Consider the following 19557-nt stretch of genomic DNA (forward strand, 5'->3'; position numbering starts at 1 on the left):
AGCTGAGCATTTACTCTTTTTTTATTTATGTTATTTTCCCGTAACTTTTAAATAACGATTAAGCGGCTCAAGGAAAAGAATTCATGAAGCTTACAGCGATTCATTCAGCAATTTTACTTAGTTTAATTCCAACGACAGCAACATTTGCCGCTGGACTTGATCGTTCAGGACAGTCTATTTCAGCATTTTTACAACCGGGAAACTATGCTGAAGCAGGTCTTTCAGTTTTAGATCCTGATGTTCAAGGTAAAGACAATGCTGGCAATAAAGTCAGCGATATGGGCGAAGACTACTACTTTCCTGCTGCTGCTATAAAAATTCAAGCAACAGATCAAATTTCTTTAGGTTTGCTTTATGATCAGCCATTTGGAGCTGACTCTCAATACGCGCCTGAATCTAATGCTTTTGCCACAGTAAATACCAATAAAGGTACATTGGAAGGTACTTCTGTTGAAGTAAAAACCAATAGCATTACGGCACTGATTGGGTATCAGCCAAATGCAAACTGGAATGTTTATGCAGGACCTGTATATCAAACTGTAAAAGCAAAAGTGTCCCTACGCGGTACAGCGTATAAAGGCCCACAGGTTCTTGGCGGTTATGATATTGATATTAAAGAAGGCGAAGCTTACGGCTGGTTGGCTGGTTTTGCATACTCTATCCCTGAAATTGCCTTAAAAGCCGCTGTGACTTATCGCTCTGAAATTAAACATGAATTAGATACAACAGAAACCTTCCGTTTCGGCACAGATGGCGCATTATATATTCCTGGATTAACAGGTTCTATCCCGACGTATCATAAAGCGGAAATTACTACGCCACAATCAGTCAACATTGACTTACAATCAGGCGTTGCAAAAAATACGTTGGCCTTTGCGAATATTCGTTGGGTACATTGGGATCAGTTTGCAGTAAAACCGGCTTATTTATCTCAGTTGACTGGCGCATTAACTGGAAAACAGCAGAATCTTGTTGATTATTCAGATGATCAATGGTCTGCAACAGTAGGTTTAGGTCATAAGTTTAATGCTAAATGGTCTGGTACAGCTGCTGTTGGCTGGGATTCAGGTGCTGGTAATCCAGTAACGACTTTAGGTCCAGTTGAAGGTTATTGGAGTGTTGGCTTAGGTGGCCAATATAGTCCTGCTGAAAATTATTTCATCCAAGCAGGCGTTAAATACTTCTGGTTAGGCGATGCTGATGCCCAAACTGGTGGAGCTGTTGCTGGTAGCTTTGAAGACAATACTGCTCTTGGCTATGGTATGAAAATCGGTTATCGCTTCTAATTCAAGCGAACCCAATAAAAAAGGCGCATATTGCGCCTTTTTTTATTGCTTAAATTTTAATACTTAAGCTGGAATATCACGCACTGAAGCATTACGAATCGCTTCTTTTAATGCAGCATAGCCATGAATTGGTGGGAATTGTGGAAATTCTGCAATCACATTGTCAGGCGCATCAAATAAGAAACCCGCATCTGCTTCACCAAGCATCGTCGTATCGTTATAAGAATCACCTGCTGCAATCACCCGGAAGTTTAACCCATGCAATGCTTGAACGGCTTTACGCTTTTGATCAGGTTGACGAAGCTTATAAGCTGAGATCATACCATTTTCATCAGTTTCTAACTTGTGACAGAAAATCGTTGGCCAACCAAGTTGCTGCATTAATGGATGTGCAAACTCATAGAAGGTATCTGAAAGAATAATCAATTGAAAATGAGTACGGACCCACTCCACAAACTCTTTTGCACCCTCAAATGGTCCCATGTCCGCAATCACATCTTGGATATCATTTAAACCTAAACCATGCTGCTTAAGAATATTTAAACGCTGAGTCATCAACACATCGTAATCTGGAATGTCACGAGTCGTTGCTTCAAGTTCTTTAATGCCTGTTTTTTTCGCAAAATTAATCCAAATTTCAGGTACTAAAACCCCTTCTAGATCTAAACAAACGACTTCCATGCACTCTACCCTCTGTTAAGTGAAAAAATTTTTTCAATATCATAGCGGAAGAATAAAAAAATGCATTGTTCTTTTTTAAATCTATTTTTTTCATAAGTATTTATTTTTTAGTGATAAGTCAGTTTTAGCATTTCCATTAAAATGCTCGTGAAATAAATTAATATAGGTTTTAAAGTTCCAAGCCTATAGCCAGGACATTCATGACTACAATCCCAACTATTGATATTGTTGATGCGCTCGCATCTGAATATGCAGACGAATCACCTTCTGAAATTATGAAGCTTGCACTGAGCCAACAAGGTGAAATTGCCATTTCCTTTTCTGGTGCAGAAGATGTTGTACTGATTGATCTAGCATCAAATCTCGGTATCCCATTTCGTGTATTTAGTTTAGATACAGGTCGACTCCATCCAGAAACATATCAATTTTTAGATACTGTTCGTAAACACTATAAGATCAATATTGAAATTTGCTTTCCTGAAGTTGAAGCCGTTCAACAGTTGGTTACTGAAAAAGGCTTCTTTAGCTTTTATCAAGATGACCACAAAGAATGTTGTGGTATCCGAAAAGTTCAACCTTTACGTAAAAAATTAGCAACACTTGATGGCTGGATTACTGGTCAACGTAAAGATCAAAGCCCCGGTACACGTAATGAAATTCCTGTTGTACAAGCAGACCCTGGTTTTTCAGGCCCGGGCAAGCAATTGATTAAATATAATCCTTTGGCAAACTGGTCTAGCGCTGATGTATGGAACTATATCCGTCTCATGGAAATTCCATATAATCCACTACACGAACGTGGCTTTATCTCGATTGGCTGTGAACCATGTACACGCCCTGTTTTACCAAATCAACACGAACGTGAAGGTCGTTGGTGGTGGGAAGATGCAACCCATAAAGAATGTGGTTTGCACGCCGGCAATATGAAAAAATAATCAAGAAAAAACCACTGATAAAGCAGTGGTTTTTTTCAACCTATTGATACACATAATTCCATATCTTTCTGATCTAAAAACGCTATACTGCAATTATCAATTTTATAATTCGAACAATGCTACTCAGATAAGAGCAGCTGTAGAAATTGCAGTGAGGCAATCAACGCTATGCGTCCATTACATCCTATTGATTTCATCTTCTTAAATTTAGAGAAACGACAACAGCCAATGCATGTTGGTGGTTTATTTTTATTCCAAATTCCTGAAAATGCACCCGCTACCTTTATTCAAGACTTAGTTGCAGATATTCGTGATTCCAAATCAATCCCAATCCCACCTTTTAACAATAAACTCAATGGCTTCTTTTGGGATGAAGATGAAGAATTCGATCTAGATCACCATTTCCGCCACATTGCTCTGCCTCATCCTGGTCGTATCCGTGAACTTTTGACATATATTTCTCAAGAACACAGCGCTTTAATCGACCGTGCCAAACCGCTTTGGACCTGTCATATTATTGAGGGTATCGAAGGCAATCGATTTGCGATGTATTTTAAAATTCATCATGCAATGGTTGATGGTATTGCGGGTATGCGTTTGGTTGAAAAATCTTTGTCGCATGATCCACATGCAAAAAGTATTGTCCCACCTTGGTGTGTTGAAGGCCCACGTGCTAAACGCTTAAAACAACCAAAAGTAAGTCGTGTTAAAGGTATCATGGCTACTTTAAAAGGTCAGCTAGATTCTACACCGCGTGTACTTTATGAGTTATCACAAACCGTGCTAAAAGATATGGGACGTAATCCAGATTATGTTTCAAGTTTCCAAGCGCCAAGTTCAATATTAAACCAACGTGTAAGCTCCTCTCGCCGTTTCGCAGCCCAATCATTCGAATTTTCGCGTTTGTCACATATTGCCAAGTCTTTGGGTGTAACGATTAACGATATTGTCTTAGCAATTTGTTCAGGTGCATTACGTGAATACTTACTTGTACACAATGCACTACCGAAAAAGCCATTAATTGCAATGGTACCTGCTTCAGTACGTTCAGATGATTCTGATATGTCAAACCGAATCACCATGATACTTGCGAATCTAGGTACACATAAAGAAGACCCTTTAGAACGCCTCAAAATTGTTCGTCGTAGCGTATTAAATGCGAAAGAACGTTTCAAACGCATGAATTCAAATCAAATTTTAAATTACAGTGCATTTGTTTATGGTGCTGCAGGTTTAAATATTGCATCTGGTTTTATGCCAAAGCGCCAAGCCTTCAATTTGGTTATTTCTAATGTCCCAGGCCCGCAAGAGCCTTTATATTGGAATGGTGCACGTTTAGAAGCACTTTACCCAGCTTCAATTGTATTAGATGGTCAAGCATTAAATATCACCATGACCAGTTATTTAGATAAACTTGAAGTTGGTCTGACTGCATGTCGTAATGCACTGCCTAAAATGCAGAATCTGTTGACGCATTTGGAAGACGAAATTCAACGTTTTGAAGCAATAGTGAATCAAGATGCCCCAAAGTTGCAGGCGGTTAGCTAACCGCCTCTTTTCAAATTTCTAAACTTCTCAATAAAAGAAATTCTCAACAAAAAAGCCTTATACATGTATAAGGCTTTTTATAATTTTTCTTATAAAAATAAAATCGTTATGTCTTAATTTCTTGAATTAACTCTTTTCAATTTAAAACTTCTCTGAGTTATTTGTGTAGTAATTATCAAACATCACTTTAAATAGATCACTCTTCTATTTTTCTTTTCTAAGTGTTCATTAAGCTCCACTATTCAAGTTTAATACATATCTTTAAAGGATGCAGCACACTGCAATATAGCCTTTGAAAATATATTTAAGCTTTAATTGAGCGACATTTTTTCAAAAGCTGATGGCAAGCTGCACGAATCATGCTTGCAGTAATCTGAACTTCGTTACCGCGATCATCAACGATATAACCTGAATGAATTGCTTTCGCCTCAACCACTGTTTTAAGACTGCTGTTCATTACTGCTTTGCTCATACCCATTATACACCTCATTTTGCTAAGCCATTTTTCGTCATTAATATCTAAAAAATGGCTTTGGCTATTCGATGTGTCTAGTATTGAAAATTACAGTTGAAAAGTAAAATCTCAGATGTAACAAGTGTTTAACGACATTCTGTTACAATTTCAGCTCAGAATGATATCGTATTGCTCTTGCGTATATAGATTTTCCACTTGGAACTTAATCGTTCTGCTTATAAAGTGCTCTAAATCCGCAACTGCAGGTGCTTCAGCCGTTAACAATCGGTCAATCACAGAAGGATGTGCAACAACGGTAAAGCCACTTTGTGACTCATAAGCACGTGCATATCTTAAAATTTCTCGAAATATTTCGTAGCAAACTGTCTCGGCAGTTTTGACATAACCACGCCCCTGACAAGTTGGACATGAATCACATAATAAATGTTCCAATGATTCACGTGTACGCTTACGGGTCATTTCCACCAAGCCTAATTCAGAGACTTGAGTAATTTTCGTTTTAGCATGATCACGTTCGAGCATTTTCTCAAATTGATTCATCACTTCTTCACGATGTAGCGCTTCTTGCATATCTATGAAGTCAATGATAATGATCCCGCCGAGATTACGTAAACGTAATTGGCGAGCAATAACCTGAGTCGCTTCCATATTGGTTTTAAACACAGTGTCTTCTAGAGATCGGCCACCAACATAAGAACCTGTATTCACGTCAATCGTGGTCATCGCTTCAGTTTGGTCAATCATCAGGTAACCACCTGACTTCAATGCAACACGTGTTTGTAATGCCTTTTGAATATCTTCTTCAACATTGTATAGATCGAAGATTGGACGCTCCCCTGGATAATGCAATAAACGATTCTGCATACTCGGAACGAACTCTTGCACAAACTCACTTAACTTGCCATGAACTTCACGCGAATCGACCTGAATTTTAGACGTATCTTCATTGGCCAAATCACGAATGACGCGTTGTGGTAACGGCAATTCTTCAAATATCAATGATGGCACGACGATACTGCGCTGCTTGCGCTGTATGTATTCCCACAGTTTGGCAAGGTATGCCATATCTTGTGCAATTTCCTCTTCAGGAATGCCTTCCGCCGCGGTACGGACAATGACAGAACCTGGAAGATTATGTTGTTTTTGAATACGCTCAATCATGCTCCGTAAACGGTCACGCTCTTCTTCAGACTCAATGCGCTGCGAGACACCTGTATGACTACCATACGGCATGAGAACCAAATAACGCGAAGGAATAGAAAGATCAGTAGAAAGTCGTGCGCCTTTCGTTCCGAGCATATCTTTCATCACTTGAACAGTGAGTACCTGCCCCGGTTGTAGCAAGTCAAATACATTAGGTGTCGGTTGATTACGCTGCCATACCATATCATTGATATGTAAAAAAGCAGTTCTTGAAAGTCCAATATCAATAAAAGCTGCTTGCATACCTGGCAGTACGCGAACCACTTTTCCCTTATAAATATTTCCCACTAACCCACGCTTCACCGTACGTTCAACAAATAATTCATTGACCGTGCCGTTTTGAATCAACGCCACACGACATTCCATCGGTGTGACATTAATCAACAACTCGTCAGACATAACAAAACTCAAAACATTATAAAAATTCTGGTGTTTCAGCAGTTAATTTAGTGCCTTAACTGTCTGTAATAACTGTACGGTTTCATATAAAGGTAGCCCAACCACATTGCTGTAGCTCCCTTCAATACAAGGAATATAGCGCGCAGCTATTCCCTGAATCGCATAGGCTCCCGCTTTGCCTATCGGTTCGCCCGTTGCCCAATAGCTTTCCATATCATCTAGGCTAAGCGATTGAAATTCAACCTGTGTACGCACTACTATACTGCAAATTTGTTGTTTTGTACGTACGCAAACACCTGAATACACATCATGTTTGCGACCAGAAATGAGTTGCCACATTTCAAATGCGTGTTGTTTTGATTCAGGTTTACCTAAAATATGATGATCGACACTGAGACTTGTGTCGGCTGCAATGACAATTGCATCGGGATATTCATCTTGTACCGCTTGAGCTTTTGCACGAGCTAGACGCTCGACATAATCTGCAACTGACTCACCCACATGTACCGACTCATCAATATCGGGACTGAAAATATCAAAGTTTAGCCCCAACTGTTGGAGCAATTCACGACGACGGGGTGAGCTAGAAGCGAGAATTAAATGCGCCATTTTCTGAGTACATAATACAAAATTGGCCAAAGTAAAATGCTAGTCAATAAAGGTTGCCAATGACGTGCAAAACTAAACTGTAGCCCACCCATGACTTGTGCAATCCAGACAAAGAATAGATGTGCCACAATTGAAAGTGCTGCAATTATCCATAGATTTGCAAAGGTAAGTATGCGGCGCTCACGGGTTAAAAACCGCGTAACAAAGGCAATCACGACAAAACTCAAAGCATTCATGCCAAATGGTGCATCGAGTAGTAAGTCTGCAAATAGGCCCGTCCCGAAAGCAAACCAAATACCACACCATGTCGGCTGACACAGCACCCAAAACAACATGACCATCAACATAAACAGTGGACGCCATCCCGAAATATCATAAGACAAGGGATAAACCATCAACAAAGATGCCATCACAATTGAGATGATGATTGGAAATAATGGATCACGCTGTGTATGACGGCTCAGCTTAGCGAGTGACATGTGGTTGCTCCATCGCTAACGAATCTGAAAATAAAACCACAACATGATGACCACCTGCGAGTTGCGCCGCTGGTTTTAAATCAATTTGTGCGAATTCACCCGAATTGTGTCGGCTGACTTTTGACACTGTACCGACTAAATAACCTGCTGGGAAATGTGCCCCCAAACCTGAGCTATAAACTTTTTCACCCACTTTGATGTTGGCGCTGGTTGGTACATATTCCATCTTTAAACGACCTAAATCACCTGTACCCGTTACGATGGCGCGCATACCGGTATGCTCCATACGTACTGATAAAGAATGTTCTTTGTCTGACAGCAACATGACACGGCTACTATGTGGATAGACGTTAATAATCTGCCCCATAATCCCTTTGTCATCGAGTACTGTCTGCCCCACTTTTAACTGGCTGCTTGCACCACGATTAATCACGATAATATGGCGCAGTGGGTCGGCATCTGTACCGATCACTTCTGCAATTTCCATACGACCATCAATGATTAAAGGTGTATCAAGTAAACCGCGTAAACGGGTGTTTTCAGCAGATAATTCAGAAAGTTTTTGTAAGCGGACTTGAGCCTGTAATAACTCAGCTTGCATCGCAGTATTTTCACGGCGCAATTGAGCTTCAGACTTGGTTTGTTGATTCAGCCATTCTCGCGATAACACTGGATAGCTTGCAAGGGCGTATATTGGATTATATGCCGCATACAAGACGTCTCTTGCCGGTTGAATTACATGTGGCATGCGCCAGTCGAAAAACAGCACAACCAAACATGTAATCACCGCAATGATAAATGAGCGAAAAGATGGCGGTTGTCTTGAAAACAGTTGCGTTTGCACCCGCCGAGTCCTTTTCTTAGCCTACAAATAACATGTCATGATTAGGGTTATCGAAGAATTCGAGAACCTTACCACCACCACGCGTCACACAAGATAGAGGATCTTCTGCAACCACAACAGGAAGGCCTGTTTCTTTCGCTAGAAGCTTATCTAAGTTACGAAGTAATGCACCACCACCAGTCAGCACAATACCGCGCTCTGCGATGTCAGAAGACAATTCAGGCGGTGTTTGTTCGAGTGCTGATTTCACCGCAGATACGATGTTTTGTAACGGATCAGAAATGGCTTGAGTTACTTCATCAGACGTAACTGTAATGGCACGCGGTACACCTTCAGCCAAGTTACGACCACGGACTTCAATTTCCAGTGCTTTCGCACCTTCATCAGGAAGCGCCATACCCACTTCTTTCTTGATGGTTTCTGCAGTGGTTTCACCAATCACACAGCCATGTGCTTTGCGTACATAGTTAATGATTTGTTCGTCAAATACATCGCCACCAATACGCAGTGAATCTGCGTAGACACAGCCTTGTAATGAAATAATTGCGATTTCGGTTGTACCACCACCCACATCGACAACCATCGAACCACATGCTTGCTCAACAGGCATGCCTGCACCAATTGCAGCAGCCATTGGCTCTTCAATTAAGCGAACTTCACGTGCGCCAGCGTTATAAACCGCTTCGCGAATTGCACGACGTTCTACCAATGTTGATTTGCAAGGTACGCATACCACAACACGTGGCGCTGGTGGAAATAGACGTTTTTCGTGCACTTTGCCAATAAACTGATTCAACATGGTTTCAGTTACTTCAAAATCTGCAATCACACCATCTTTCATTGGGCGAATCGCAGAAATATTTGCAGGTGTACGACCTAGCATTTGTTTCGCGTCAAGACCTACTGCGGCAACGATTTTTTGTGAACCACTGTGGCGAATTGCCACCACCGTCGGTTCATTTAATATAATGCCTCGTCCTGGCGCATAAATAAGTGTATTTGCAGTGCCTAAATCAATGGCAAGATCCGGCGAAAACAAGCCAATTAGTCGTTTTAGAATCACGGGGACGTTCTCAGTTAAACTTTTATATGGACGCAAGGTGGCAACTTTAACTAAATGTGATGATTTGAACAAGTCAATCGCTTATTATAAGCCACTATATTTTGATTTTTTTTAATACTGATTAGGTAATGTTATGTCTACATCGGATGCACAGCATTCTGCAGATCTAAATGCACAAACAGTTTCAGGGATTGCACATCTCGCACGTTTATCGCTGAATGAGACGCAATCTGCTGAATATGCTCAAAGTTTAAATAAAATTTTAGGCATGATGGAAACCCTGAAAGGCATCAATACCGACGGTGTTGAACCACTCAAAAGCCCATTCGACAATCCACAGCCTTTACGTGAAGACCGCGTATCTGAAAGCAATCATCGTGAAGAATATCAAGCAGTTGCTCCTGCAACTCAGGACGGCTTATACCTTGTTCCTCGTGTGATTGAATAATTTTCATTCAGATAACCCATTTATTCAAATTAAACGTAAAGAAATATTTCTTATGACTGATTTACATCGCTTATCTATTCGTGAGCTGTCTGAAGGTTTGGCTAGTGCTAAATTTTCTTCACGCGAATTGACTGAACACTATTTAAAACGCATTGAAAAAATCGATGCTCAAGTAAAATCGTATGTGACCGTGACTGCTGAACAAGCATTGGCTCAGGCTGATGCGGCTGACGCGGCACTAAAAGCCGGTAATGCAACTGCTTTAACGGGTGTGCCGATTGCACATAAAGACATTTTTTGTACCCAAGGTATTAAGACCACTGCTGGTTCTAAAATACTGGACAATTTTATCTCTCCTTACGACGCGACCGTTGTAGCGAAAGGTAAAGCTGCGGGCCTTGTCACTTTAGGTAAAGTGAACATGGACGAATTCGCCATGGGTTCAACAAGTGAAAACTCATTCTACGGCGCGACTGCGAACCCGTGGAACTTAAGTCATGTACCGGGTGGTTCTTCAGGTGGTTCTGCGGCGGCTGTCGCGGCTGATCTTGCGCCATTTGCAACAGGTACAGATACAGGCGGTTCGATTCGTCAGCCTGCGTCATTCTGCGGCTTGACTGGCCTTAAACCGACTTATGGTCGTGTATCTCGCTTCGGTATGATCGCGTATGCATCATCTTTAGACCAAGGTGGCCCAATGGCGCGCTCGGCTGAAGACTGCGCTTACCTCATGAATGTGATGGCAGGTCATGATGCGAAAGATTCAACTTCAGTTGAAAAAGACGTCGACAACTACGTTGCTAACTTAAATGATACTTCGGTAAAAGGTTTACGTATTGGTATTCCTAAGCAGTACTTTAATGTTGCTGGTTTAGATGCAGACGTAAAAGCACGTGTTGAAGAATCACTTAAAAAGTTAGAAGAAATGGGCGCGATATTGGTTGAGATTGATCTCACCATGACGGATGCTTATGTTCCAACTTACTACTTGATTGCCCCTGCTGAAGCATCTTCAAACTTACAACGTTTTGATGGCGTGCGTTATGGCTACCGCTGTGAAAACCCAGTGGACCTCATGGACTTGTACAAACGTTCACGCTCTGAAGGTTTTGGTAAAGAAGTTCAGCAACGTATCTTGATTGGTACTTACGCGCTTTCTGCGGGTTACTACGATGCGTACTATGTGAAAGCACAAAAAGTACGTCGTTTAATTCAACAAGACTTCTTAAAAGCATTTGAGTCTGTAGACGTGATTGCTGCCCCTGCTGCACCGACAACTGCTTATAAGATTGGAGCAAACCTTTCTCCAGTTGAAATGTACTTGGGTGACATCTACACCATCGCGGTAAACTTGGCAGGTCTACCTGCAATTAACGCGCCTGTTGGTTTTGACAAAGACAACTTGCCTGTTGGCTTACAGCTGATTGGTAACTACTGGTCAGAATCTCAATTGTTGTCTGTGGTACATCAGTATCAACAAGCGACGGATTGGCATACACAACGCGCTGCTATTGCTGAGGAGAACGCATAATGGCTAAAAACAACTCTACAAAAGCGGCTAAACCAAAATCTAACCTGATTGATGGTTGGGAAGTGGTGATTGGTATCGAGATTCACACTCAGCTTGCAACCAATACCAAAATTTTCTCAGGTTCATCGACTGTGTTTGGTCAAGACCCAAATACTCAAGCGAGCCTTGTAGATTTAGCAATGCCGGGCGTATTGCCAGTACTGAACAAAGAAGTGGTTGATCTTGCGATTCGCTTTGGTTTGGGTATTGATGCTTATATCGACCAAGCTTCTGTGTTTGCACGTAAAAACTATTTCTACCCTGACTCTCCAAAAGGCTACCAAATTAGCCAAATGGACAACCCGATTGTGGGCTTGGGTCATATCGACATTCAACTTGAAGATGGTACGGTGAAACGCATTGGCGTAACTCGTGCGCACCTTGAGGAAGATGCAGGTAAATCAATCCATGACCAATTTGAAGGCATGTCAGGTATCGATTTAAACCGTGCAGGCACACCACTGCTTGAAATCGTATCTGAGCCGGATATGCGTTCGGTTGAAGAAGCTGTTGCTTATATTAAAGCGATTCACACGTTAGTGCGTTGGTTAGGTATTTCTGACGGTAACATGGCGGAAGGTTCGTTCCGTGCGGACTGTAACGTGTCACTGCGTCGTCCTGGTCAACCGTTTGGTACGCGTTGTGAGCTTAAAAACCTCAACTCATTCCGTTTCATTGAGCAAGCGATCAATGTTGAAATTGAACGCCAAATGGAAATCTTGGATTGGGACGGTACAATCGACCAAGAAACTCGTTTGTTTGACCCTGTGAAGATGGAAACGCGTTCAATGCGTTCGAAAGAAGAAGCGAACGATTATCGCTACTTCCCAGATCCTGACTTGTTGCCTGTGATCATTGCAGATGAGCAAATTGAAGCGGCACGTGCTGCACTTCCTGAGCTGCCTGCTGCACGTCGTGCTCGTTTTGTGGCTGACTTTGGTGTAACTGAATACGATGCTCACGTTTTAACACTGACTCGTGAAATGTCAGAGTTTTATGAAGAAGTGGTGAAAGCTGCGGGCGGTGCTGCACAAGGTAAAGTGTCTGCAAACTGGGTGATGGGTGAATTCTCAGGGGCGCTAAACAAAGCGAGCCTAGAGCTTCATGACTCTCCTGTATCAGCGGAAAAACTTGGCGGCATGATCGCACGTATTGTCGATAACACCATTAGCGGTAAGATCGCGAAACAAGTGTTCGGCTTTATGTGGGATGAAGGCAAAACTGCGGACGAAATTATTGCTGAGAAAGGCTTGAAACAGGAAACTGATACAGGCGCGATTGAAGCAATTATTAAGGAAGTGCTTGCCGCCAACGAGAAGATGGTTGAAGAGTACAAATCTGGTAAAGAAAAAGCTTTCAACGGTCTGGTTGGTCAAGTGATGAAAGCGTCTAAGGGTAAAGCCAACCCTGCTCAAGTGAATGAATTGATGAAGAAATTGATTGGTTGATCTGATCTTTCTTTAAAAGAAAACCCGCTTTAGAGCGGGTTTTCTTTTTATTTATCACTTATAATTAAGGTAATAATTTTTTCGAGAACTAAAATAATGCAAAGAGGTATTATTATTCCTCCAGCCTTAATGAAATGTGATGTAGAAAAAAATAGTGTCTTTATTGAAAGGTCATATAACACTCAAGAATTACAATACTTTTCTTTGTATTGGGACAAAATAGCGATACCTGAACAACGAGCTATAAAATTAGGACTTCCTTTCGAACAGGATTATGTTGAAGCAGGGATTTTAGAGCTTGTTAAGTCCCCATTTAACTCAGGCGAAATGGCAAATATACTTCAAAAATCTCATACATATGTGGCTAATATAAAACTTCAAGATCCTGAAAATGATTGGACTCTCGTAAATATGCTCGACTCCAAAGACAATGATCCAATTCAATATAGTAATAAAGATGTTTTAAAAGTTGAGCTAAGAAAATTATTACCTGTTCCGCGAAAAGATATAGCTATTCACGATTTATTAGATTTCAAAACACAAAGAAATGCTGAATTGATAGCATTACATAATTCTTTAGATGAGATATATGAAAAAATATTAAATAGCGAAGATAAAGACTTAAGAAGGAAAAAAGAATTTTATGATCTAAAAGTAGCAATTCATAACTTAGACAGAACTCTCACTGAACGTTTTCGCTTTACCTCTCGAGTCGATCATTCAGTAAGTTTAGAATTTAATGAAAGTGTATTAGCTGAAATGATAAAAACTGGGATTATTGATATTGCTTCAACTACATTTCCTGTTTTAACTATTGCTAATACATTAAGATCAATGCTCAAGTTTAAATTTTCAAAAGAATGGACTTTAAAATCTGCTGAAGGCAATTTAAAACTCGATTACTTAGTTAGAGCTAAGCAAAATAATATTATTTGAGTTGGGTAATTTTTATGGCCATCAAAAAAGTAACCTCAATCGCCAAACTCGAAGACTTAGGACGCATTCAGCTGTCTAAATCCTTTTTCATGCGTGATTTCCTTTATAGCGAAATCGCCAATTGGTACGGTGTACCCAACTTCCCAGATCATCCTGACATCGCCATTCGTACAGGAACAGAACTCTGCCAACAACTGCTCGAGCCACTACAACAAAAGTTTGGACGTATTGCCATTCGTTCAGCTTATCGCTCACCAAGCGTGAATCAACTCGGCAAGGCTTTGTTGCATAAATATGTAAGCATCTGATTTAAATAAATTTAATTTTGGATCAAAAAACAATCAAAACTTTTAAAATCATATAGTTATGAAATCTTTGTGCAACAAAGCCACTCGGCAATGAAAAAGGACATAACTGCGCAACTAATGAGAAAAACTTTGCCAGTCATATTTGGGACTATCCTGATGTAAAAGGCTATGGTGCGACGGCGTGTATCGTTATTCCATCATTCTTAGAATTGTATGAAAAAGACCAAAGTAATTGGCAACAACTTGCTTATTGGATTCATAACAATTTGAACTATAGCCATCTACAATTTTTCCCAAAACTCTGTGCATTTAACATTGGTTGGCATGAACAGTCTGCACGGGACATTTATAGTTATATCCAGCCAAAAGGCTATTTATTACGGGGTGACGCAGTGAATAAAGAGTTTGAGAAGTTTTATCCTGATTTGATTTAACTTTTTTGAACTGTCCCTCACCCCAACCCTCTCCCAAAGGGAGAAGGAGAAATCATTACCAATTAAATACTTTTATAAAATTAATATTGGAAGTTCCCTCTCCTTCTAGGAGAGGGCTAGGGAGAGGTTTTAGAAAATTATTAATGTGAGCGAGTTTTAAATTCCTATCCCGCAAAGGAGAGCTAATCATTAATACTTTAAAAAATTCTCCAACTCATTCGCCCTTTCCGTTGTCATATCCATGAAACAGCCAGCACTCGTTACACGTACAATTGAACCGCCATTCGGATCATAATAAAAGTTACAGTTCGCATCCCGATACTTCATCCATAAACGCTGTGTATTTTGCAGTTCTTTTTTACGTGTTGCGCTTAAGGTGTTCATCAAATTTTTATAAGCTTCATTTAAACGTATATCCTGACGTTTTGTTTCCGCTGCTGTGCACTCCACCATGCTTGCAGTCACACCGCCAGCTTTGTCCATACACGCTGTAAAATGCTTACTCAACGAACGATCATCTGCCTGTGCCATTTGTATAAAACCCAAAACAACCATCAGCGCGCATATAAATTGCTTAATCATAACTATCCCTTTATAAATTTATAGATACAAATGTCTTTACTAGGAATACCATTTTTATTTTTCCATTCATTTCCACACTAAAATAAAATAACAAAAACAGTGCGCATATCCATACTAATTTTAAGCACTGTTCTATTTATAGAAAAATCTAATGCAAATTTCGCTCTGTAATCCATAAACACCGCCTGCCTATAATTCAACCAAGATTTAAAAAACTAAATGTAATAGGCACAAAAATGAAATCAACCATCTTAGCAGCACACCAATACGGCCAACCTGAAGTCCTCGAATTTGCACAATACGAACTCCCACCATTAGCCGCAGGCATGGCGCGCATTCAGGTTAAAGCCTCTGGTATAAACCCCATTGACGCACGTCGCATGACAGGTGAATTTAAACATGCAGCCCTACCGCAAACCTTTGGTACAGAATATGCAGGTATCATTGCAGAAGTTGACGGCTCTCAAAATGAATGGACTGTTGGCGATGAAGTGCTCGGTTCAGGCGGTGCCTTTACCCATGCAACCGTGATTGATGTACCACTAGCAAATTTGATCCGCAAGCCGAAAAATATCGATTGGCCTATTGCTGGAACAATTGCAGGCGCAGCACAAACAGCCATGACCATTTTAGATGAAACGGGCCCTGCTCAATCTTTACTGGTACATGGCGGCTCAGGCGGAGTCGGCTCTATTGTGGTACAGCTCGCAGTAGAAAAAGGCATTGAGGTTGTCGCAACGGCATCAGCAGCCAATCAAGACTATATTCGCAAACTAGGCGCTACACCTGTCACTTATGGAGAAGGTTTAGTTGAACGTCTAAAAGCAGTGCATCCAACACCTTTTGATGTCTCTATTGATATGATCGGCTCGGAAGAAGCAACTCAAACCTCTCTTGCTGTGGTCAAAGTTGGCGGATTTATGGGAAGTATTGCTGGTAGAAAATTATCTTCAAATAAAATTCAGCCAGTATGGGTTAAACGTAACACTAAAAACTTACAACATGTCGTTGATGGTATTGCTGAAGGTCGTTTCACATGGACAGTCAGCCGTGAATATGCATTTAAGGATGCGCAGCAAGCCTATAGTGATATTTTAGAAGGTCATACCAAAGGTAAAAGTGTACTGGTTTTTGAATAATTATTAGCTAATCCATAATGTAAATGAGCGCTAAACAGCGCTCATTTACATCATTATTTAACTTAAAAATATGTATTTCAAATTTAAAAACCTTATCGGGTAATACCCAATTTATTCCAAATTTCTGGGGTTAAAAATTTAGTCACCAATTTATTCAAATCGACATAACGCAGTACGCCTTGTAATTGTTGTTTAATTTCAGGCGTCTTTAAAATTTCATCCCCTGTGATACTACCAAGCTCTTGAAAACTATCACCCACAGCCTGTAGACCATCAGCTTTAATCACGGCCTGCGTTTGTGTAGAACATTGCTCCACCAAAATTCGCTGCATCACTTGCGCTAAATTTTTATCGAGTTGCGTTTTTTGCGCATCACTGACATTACTGTATTGTTTTAAATCTGGATGCGCTGCCAAGGCAGAAAAGGTCCATTGCAAAACCGTGGTTTTATCTGCGGCAGTGGTCGATTTCACTAAACATTGACTAAGCTGATCGACCGTCGGACTTGCTAAACTCACCTGAGTTGACCCGAGCATGATGAGTGTCAATAAAGCTAAACCTGCAGGTCGTGAAAAACGTAGATGTAATTTTTTAGATAAACCGTAAGCCATAGACCAAACTCCCAAAACTTGAGTCACCTTTGTATCATGAAGTGCTGTATTTGCTGTTTGGTCTATGTAACTCAACTATTCATTTTTGCTAGTCGGTGCGATAAGAGGATGAATCGTTGGCCTTCTATTCCAATACCAGTAAAAATATCCATGGGCATCGAGCAAACTATGGGTGGTCAATGTCGATTTATTGCTATCACCTCGCCAACATGCAAGTGCTGCATTACGGTTATTATGTAGGTCAATAAACTCAGGATTCGAATATTTGGGTTTCGCAGGAATGTATAAAGCATCTCCCGGATTGACCCATAAATCTGCCAAGTAAATCTTGCCTAGATTTGGGAAATAGCGTCCTACTGAGATGACTAGTGGCAAATGATCCTGATCTGTCGCGCTAAAAATATGAGGAAAGTCATGGTGTTCTAAATCTGTAGCTACAAAAGGAAATAGGGTTTTTCCACTACAATCAGGCTTCCCACCATCCAGATAGGCAAAACAATGACCTGCCATCATGCCGTATTCATAATGAATTTCTGACAGTAGTTTTTGATTTGAATGAATCTGAATCGCTTCACCTGCCTGAACTAAGGTGATACCAAAAGCTGCTGCGGTTTCTTTGCTTGCCACCAATGGCATAAACTCGAAGTGTTGCCCTTCAAATTCAAGCTCCGTTTGCTCCCCCCAATTGGTAATTTTAGTCGAAATCTCGGAAGGTACATCGTAGGGACTTCCCATCGTCATTTTCGCATTGGTCGCTGACTCGGTAATTAAATCAATCCCCGCCCCAAGTGACGCTAAATATGTTGGATCCCCTCGATCATTCAAAAAGAAAGGTGTTTGCTCGATATTGACTGCAATCTCTGTCAATTCTCGGTCAAATAATGGTGCATTAAAATAAGTTTCATTTACTGAACTCATGGTTTTTCCTTATTATTTTTAAAACTTTATCTGAGTACATGATTGGATCAGGATAAAAGCTTATTTCCCCAAATGGCTTTTATCCTGTTGAGGTTTATTTCATACGATTCAACATATTTTTTGCCCCTGCATGGTTATAGTTGGTCGCTAAGTTTTGTAGGATGCCTTTTGCTCTTGCATTGGCGTTTGGATAACTTTTGCTATAAGCAGGCACTGATGTTAAGCATTTTGCAACGAGCATGCCTGATTCAGCATAGGCTCTATTGGCATTTGCACCATTTAATTTGCCATAGCTATAAGCGCGCTGTGCATTATTACAAGCGGTGACTTGGTTTTTACCCGCATTTAAGTCACGTCGTGCATTCACATACAGGCGCATTTGTATCTGTTGCGATGTTTCTGCAACTGGCTTCGCCGCTGGTTTATTTTCAAGCTCTTTGGCTTTAGCTTCTTTTTTAGTCTCTACTTCTTTTTTTGCTTCATCTTTCGCATTGCTTTTTGTTGTCGTTTGTTTTGCTTTGCTTGATGTGGCTTTTTTAGCTACAGTTTCTTCTTGTTTATTATAATTTTTGCGACGTTCTTCGGGTCCAATGATAGCTGTATACAAACTGACTAAGCGGGTTTCAGAACGGTCATTTGATTTACGCTCTGAAACAGGTTCAATAGCAACCATCCAGCGCTGTCCATCTGCCTGACTACACTGAAATACACCTGTACCCTGTTTTATGCTGCTATAGGTCGCTAATAATTTACGACTCCATGCATTTTTGACTTGGTTCAAATTGCTTTTATTCAGTTGAATAAATTTGCCATTTTTGGCTTGGCAGTAACTGCTCATATTTTGCTTGGGTATGAGTGATTCTGCTTCCATATTTTTCTTTTGTGGCCCCCAATCATAGACGTATTCTTTCGCCTTTCCATTTGCGCTATTTAGCCCTTTTTGATTGATCACTTCTTGTGGTGATGCATAATGATTAAATGAATTTGGGTTTAAACTCTGCATGGTTGTACAACCATGTAATGCAAATCCAATACTCCCCACCCATAAAATTGCCTTTAAATTCACAGCAAAAATCTCAAAAAATTCACCCTTAAAAAATAGCGTAATTTAGTGCCTTCCACAATTTTATAATCTTGATTTTATTTATTATTTTTATAATTTTAATCACTAAAATCGCATGCATTTGAGATGTATACACATTTTATTCATTTTAATTTGATGAGTTTCACATTTTATTTGGATCTAGCGGTGTTTATGAAGAAAATAAAAAAGAGCCTCCGAGGAGGCTCTTTTCTGATTGCTTAAATTCTATTTAATTAGAATAAAAGCTGGTTATTATCGGCTTTGTTGCACAAACCTATCTGTAAAGGCTTTTTCAGCGATATAATTTTCAAATGAAGAAGCCTGCACACAAAATCTACCGCACAACCAATTGGCCCGCATATAACCGAGCACTCATTAATCGCGGAAATATTGCCATTTGGTTTGATCCTGCTACGCAATGGTATGCGCCATCAAAAGGCAAACAAGGGCGAAATCAAACCTACTCCGACGCAGCTATCCAATGCTGCTTAATGATTAAATCCTTATTCCGTCTATCTTTACGTATGGTCACTGGCTTTGTGCAAAGTCTGATTAAA

The 19557-nt window shown here is 40.4% G+C and carries 21 protein-coding genes; 10 read left to right on the forward strand and 11 right to left on the reverse strand.

What is annotated here, in order from left to right:
- Positions 1-83 precede the first annotated feature (83 nt).
- Positions 84-1286: an OmpP1/FadL family transporter gene (locus FTT84_RS07480; RefSeq protein WP_180080686.1), complete on the forward strand. Its 1203-nt coding sequence runs from the start codon at positions 84-86 to the stop codon at positions 1284-1286.
- A 63-nt stretch (positions 1287-1349) separates the two neighbouring features.
- Here the strand turns inward: FTT84_RS07480 and thrH are convergent, their stop codons facing one another.
- Entirely contained in the window at positions 1350-1967 is a 618-nt protein-coding gene (gene thrH / locus FTT84_RS07485) for a bifunctional phosphoserine phosphatase/homoserine phosphotransferase ThrH (protein ID WP_078189978.1), read from the reverse strand.
- Positions 1968-2167: 200 nt separating this feature from the next.
- On the opposite strand from thrH, the gene FTT84_RS07490 reads away from it, so the two are divergent.
- The gene (locus FTT84_RS07490) at positions 2168-2902 is read left to right on the forward strand and encodes a phosphoadenylyl-sulfate reductase (protein WP_180080688.1); all 735 of its coding nucleotides are present in this window, start codon (positions 2168-2170) and stop codon (positions 2900-2902) included.
- 168 nt (positions 2903-3070) lie between these two features.
- Complete coding sequence (locus FTT84_RS07495; RefSeq protein ID WP_067762693.1) at positions 3071-4450, forward strand: wax ester/triacylglycerol synthase family O-acyltransferase; 1380 nt, start codon at positions 3071-3073, stop codon at positions 4448-4450.
- Positions 4451-4754: 304 nt separating this feature from the next.
- Here the strand turns inward: FTT84_RS07495 and FTT84_RS07500 are convergent, their stop codons facing one another.
- The 6 genes from FTT84_RS07500 to FTT84_RS07525 form a co-directional block, all read right to left on the reverse strand.
- Positions 4755-4928, reverse strand: a complete 174-nt coding sequence (locus FTT84_RS07500; RefSeq protein ID WP_342669161.1) for a PA1571 family protein — start codon at positions 4926-4928, stop codon at positions 4755-4757.
- Positions 4929-5072: 144 nt separating this feature from the next.
- Positions 5073-6527: a ribonuclease G gene (rng, locus tag FTT84_RS07505; protein ID WP_067762694.1), complete on the reverse strand. Its 1455-nt coding sequence runs from the start codon at positions 6525-6527 to the stop codon at positions 5073-5075.
- Between the two features lie 42 nt (positions 6528-6569).
- Positions 6570-7136, reverse strand: coding sequence for a Maf-like protein (locus tag FTT84_RS07510; protein ID WP_180080690.1), 567 nt, complete (start codon positions 7134-7136; stop codon positions 6570-6572).
- Positions 7124-7615 carry a rod shape-determining protein MreD gene (mreD, locus tag FTT84_RS07515; RefSeq protein WP_180080693.1) on the reverse strand — a complete coding sequence of 164 codons (492 nt, stop codon included), beginning with the start codon at positions 7613-7615 and terminating at the stop codon, positions 7124-7126. The genes FTT84_RS07510 and mreD overlap by 13 nt, the downstream gene beginning before the upstream one ends.
- Complete coding sequence (gene mreC / locus FTT84_RS07520) at positions 7602-8459, reverse strand: rod shape-determining protein MreC (RefSeq protein ID WP_067762697.1); 858 nt, start codon at positions 8457-8459, stop codon at positions 7602-7604. Before mreC ends, mreD begins: the two co-directional genes overlap by 14 nt.
- A 16-nt stretch (positions 8460-8475) precedes the next feature.
- Positions 8476-9522 (reverse strand): rod shape-determining protein, encoded by a 1047-nt coding sequence (locus tag FTT84_RS07525; protein ID WP_067762711.1) that lies wholly within the window; start codon positions 9520-9522, stop codon positions 8476-8478.
- 133 nt (positions 9523-9655) lie between these two features.
- On the opposite strand from FTT84_RS07525, the gene gatC reads away from it, so the two are divergent.
- The 5 genes from gatC to FTT84_RS07550 all read left to right on the forward strand — a co-directional run bounded on the left by gatC (position 9656) and on the right by FTT84_RS07550 (position 14232).
- Positions 9656-9970, forward strand: coding sequence for an Asp-tRNA(Asn)/Glu-tRNA(Gln) amidotransferase subunit GatC (gene gatC / locus FTT84_RS07530; protein WP_067762698.1), 315 nt, complete (start codon positions 9656-9658; stop codon positions 9968-9970).
- A 52-nt stretch (positions 9971-10022) separates the two neighbouring features.
- Positions 10023-11501 carry an Asp-tRNA(Asn)/Glu-tRNA(Gln) amidotransferase subunit GatA gene (gene gatA / locus FTT84_RS07535; RefSeq protein WP_180080695.1) on the forward strand — a complete coding sequence of 493 codons (1479 nt, stop codon included), beginning with the start codon at positions 10023-10025 and terminating at the stop codon, positions 11499-11501.
- Positions 11501-12988: an Asp-tRNA(Asn)/Glu-tRNA(Gln) amidotransferase subunit GatB gene (gatB, locus tag FTT84_RS07540; protein ID WP_180080697.1), complete on the forward strand. Its 1488-nt coding sequence runs from the start codon at positions 11501-11503 to the stop codon at positions 12986-12988. The genes gatA and gatB overlap by 1 nt, the downstream gene beginning before the upstream one ends.
- 96 nt (positions 12989-13084) lie before the next feature.
- Entirely contained in the window at positions 13085-13924 is an 840-nt protein-coding gene (locus tag FTT84_RS07545) for a DUF6236 family protein (RefSeq protein ID WP_100357576.1), read from the forward strand.
- A gap of 14 nt (positions 13925-13938) precedes the next feature.
- Positions 13939-14232 (forward strand): hypothetical protein, encoded by a 294-nt coding sequence (locus FTT84_RS07550; protein ID WP_257223375.1) that lies wholly within the window; start codon positions 13939-13941, stop codon positions 14230-14232.
- A 623-nt stretch (positions 14233-14855) separates the two neighbouring features.
- Here the strand turns inward: FTT84_RS07550 and FTT84_RS07555 are convergent.
- Positions 14856-15248, reverse strand: coding sequence for a lysozyme inhibitor LprI family protein (locus FTT84_RS07555; protein ID WP_180080698.1), 393 nt, complete (start codon positions 15246-15248; stop codon positions 14856-14858).
- 236 nt (positions 15249-15484) lie between these two features.
- Here FTT84_RS07555 and FTT84_RS07560 point away from each other — a divergent pair, with 236 nt between their 5' ends.
- On the forward strand, positions 15485-16387 hold the full coding sequence (locus tag FTT84_RS07560; RefSeq protein WP_180080700.1) for an NADP-dependent oxidoreductase: 903 nt from the start codon (positions 15485-15487) through the stop codon (positions 16385-16387).
- 92 nt (positions 16388-16479) lie between these two features.
- On the opposite strand, the gene FTT84_RS07565 is transcribed toward FTT84_RS07560, so the two are convergent.
- From FTT84_RS07565 to FTT84_RS07575, 3 genes are all read right to left on the reverse strand, one after another.
- Positions 16480-16923: a hypothetical protein gene (locus FTT84_RS07565; RefSeq protein WP_180080706.1), complete on the reverse strand. Its 444-nt coding sequence runs from the start codon at positions 16921-16923 to the stop codon at positions 16480-16482.
- A gap of 150 nt (positions 16924-17073) precedes the next feature.
- Positions 17074-17916 (reverse strand): hypothetical protein, encoded by an 843-nt coding sequence (locus FTT84_RS07570; RefSeq protein ID WP_180080702.1) that lies wholly within the window; start codon positions 17914-17916, stop codon positions 17074-17076.
- A 94-nt stretch (positions 17917-18010) separates the two neighbouring features.
- Positions 18011-18982, reverse strand: coding sequence for a hypothetical protein (locus FTT84_RS07575; protein ID WP_180080704.1), 972 nt, complete (start codon positions 18980-18982; stop codon positions 18011-18013).
- Positions 18983-19311: 329 nt separating this feature from the next.
- On the opposite strand from FTT84_RS07575, the gene FTT84_RS07580 reads away from it, so the two are divergent.
- On the forward strand, positions 19312-19557 hold a 246-nt coding region (locus FTT84_RS07580), incomplete at its 3' end, for a transposase (protein WP_180191838.1).

The sequence above is a fragment of the Acinetobacter sp. YH01019 genome, assembly GCF_013420285.1.
Lineage (GTDB): Bacteria > Pseudomonadota > Gammaproteobacteria > Pseudomonadales > Moraxellaceae > Acinetobacter > Acinetobacter gandensis.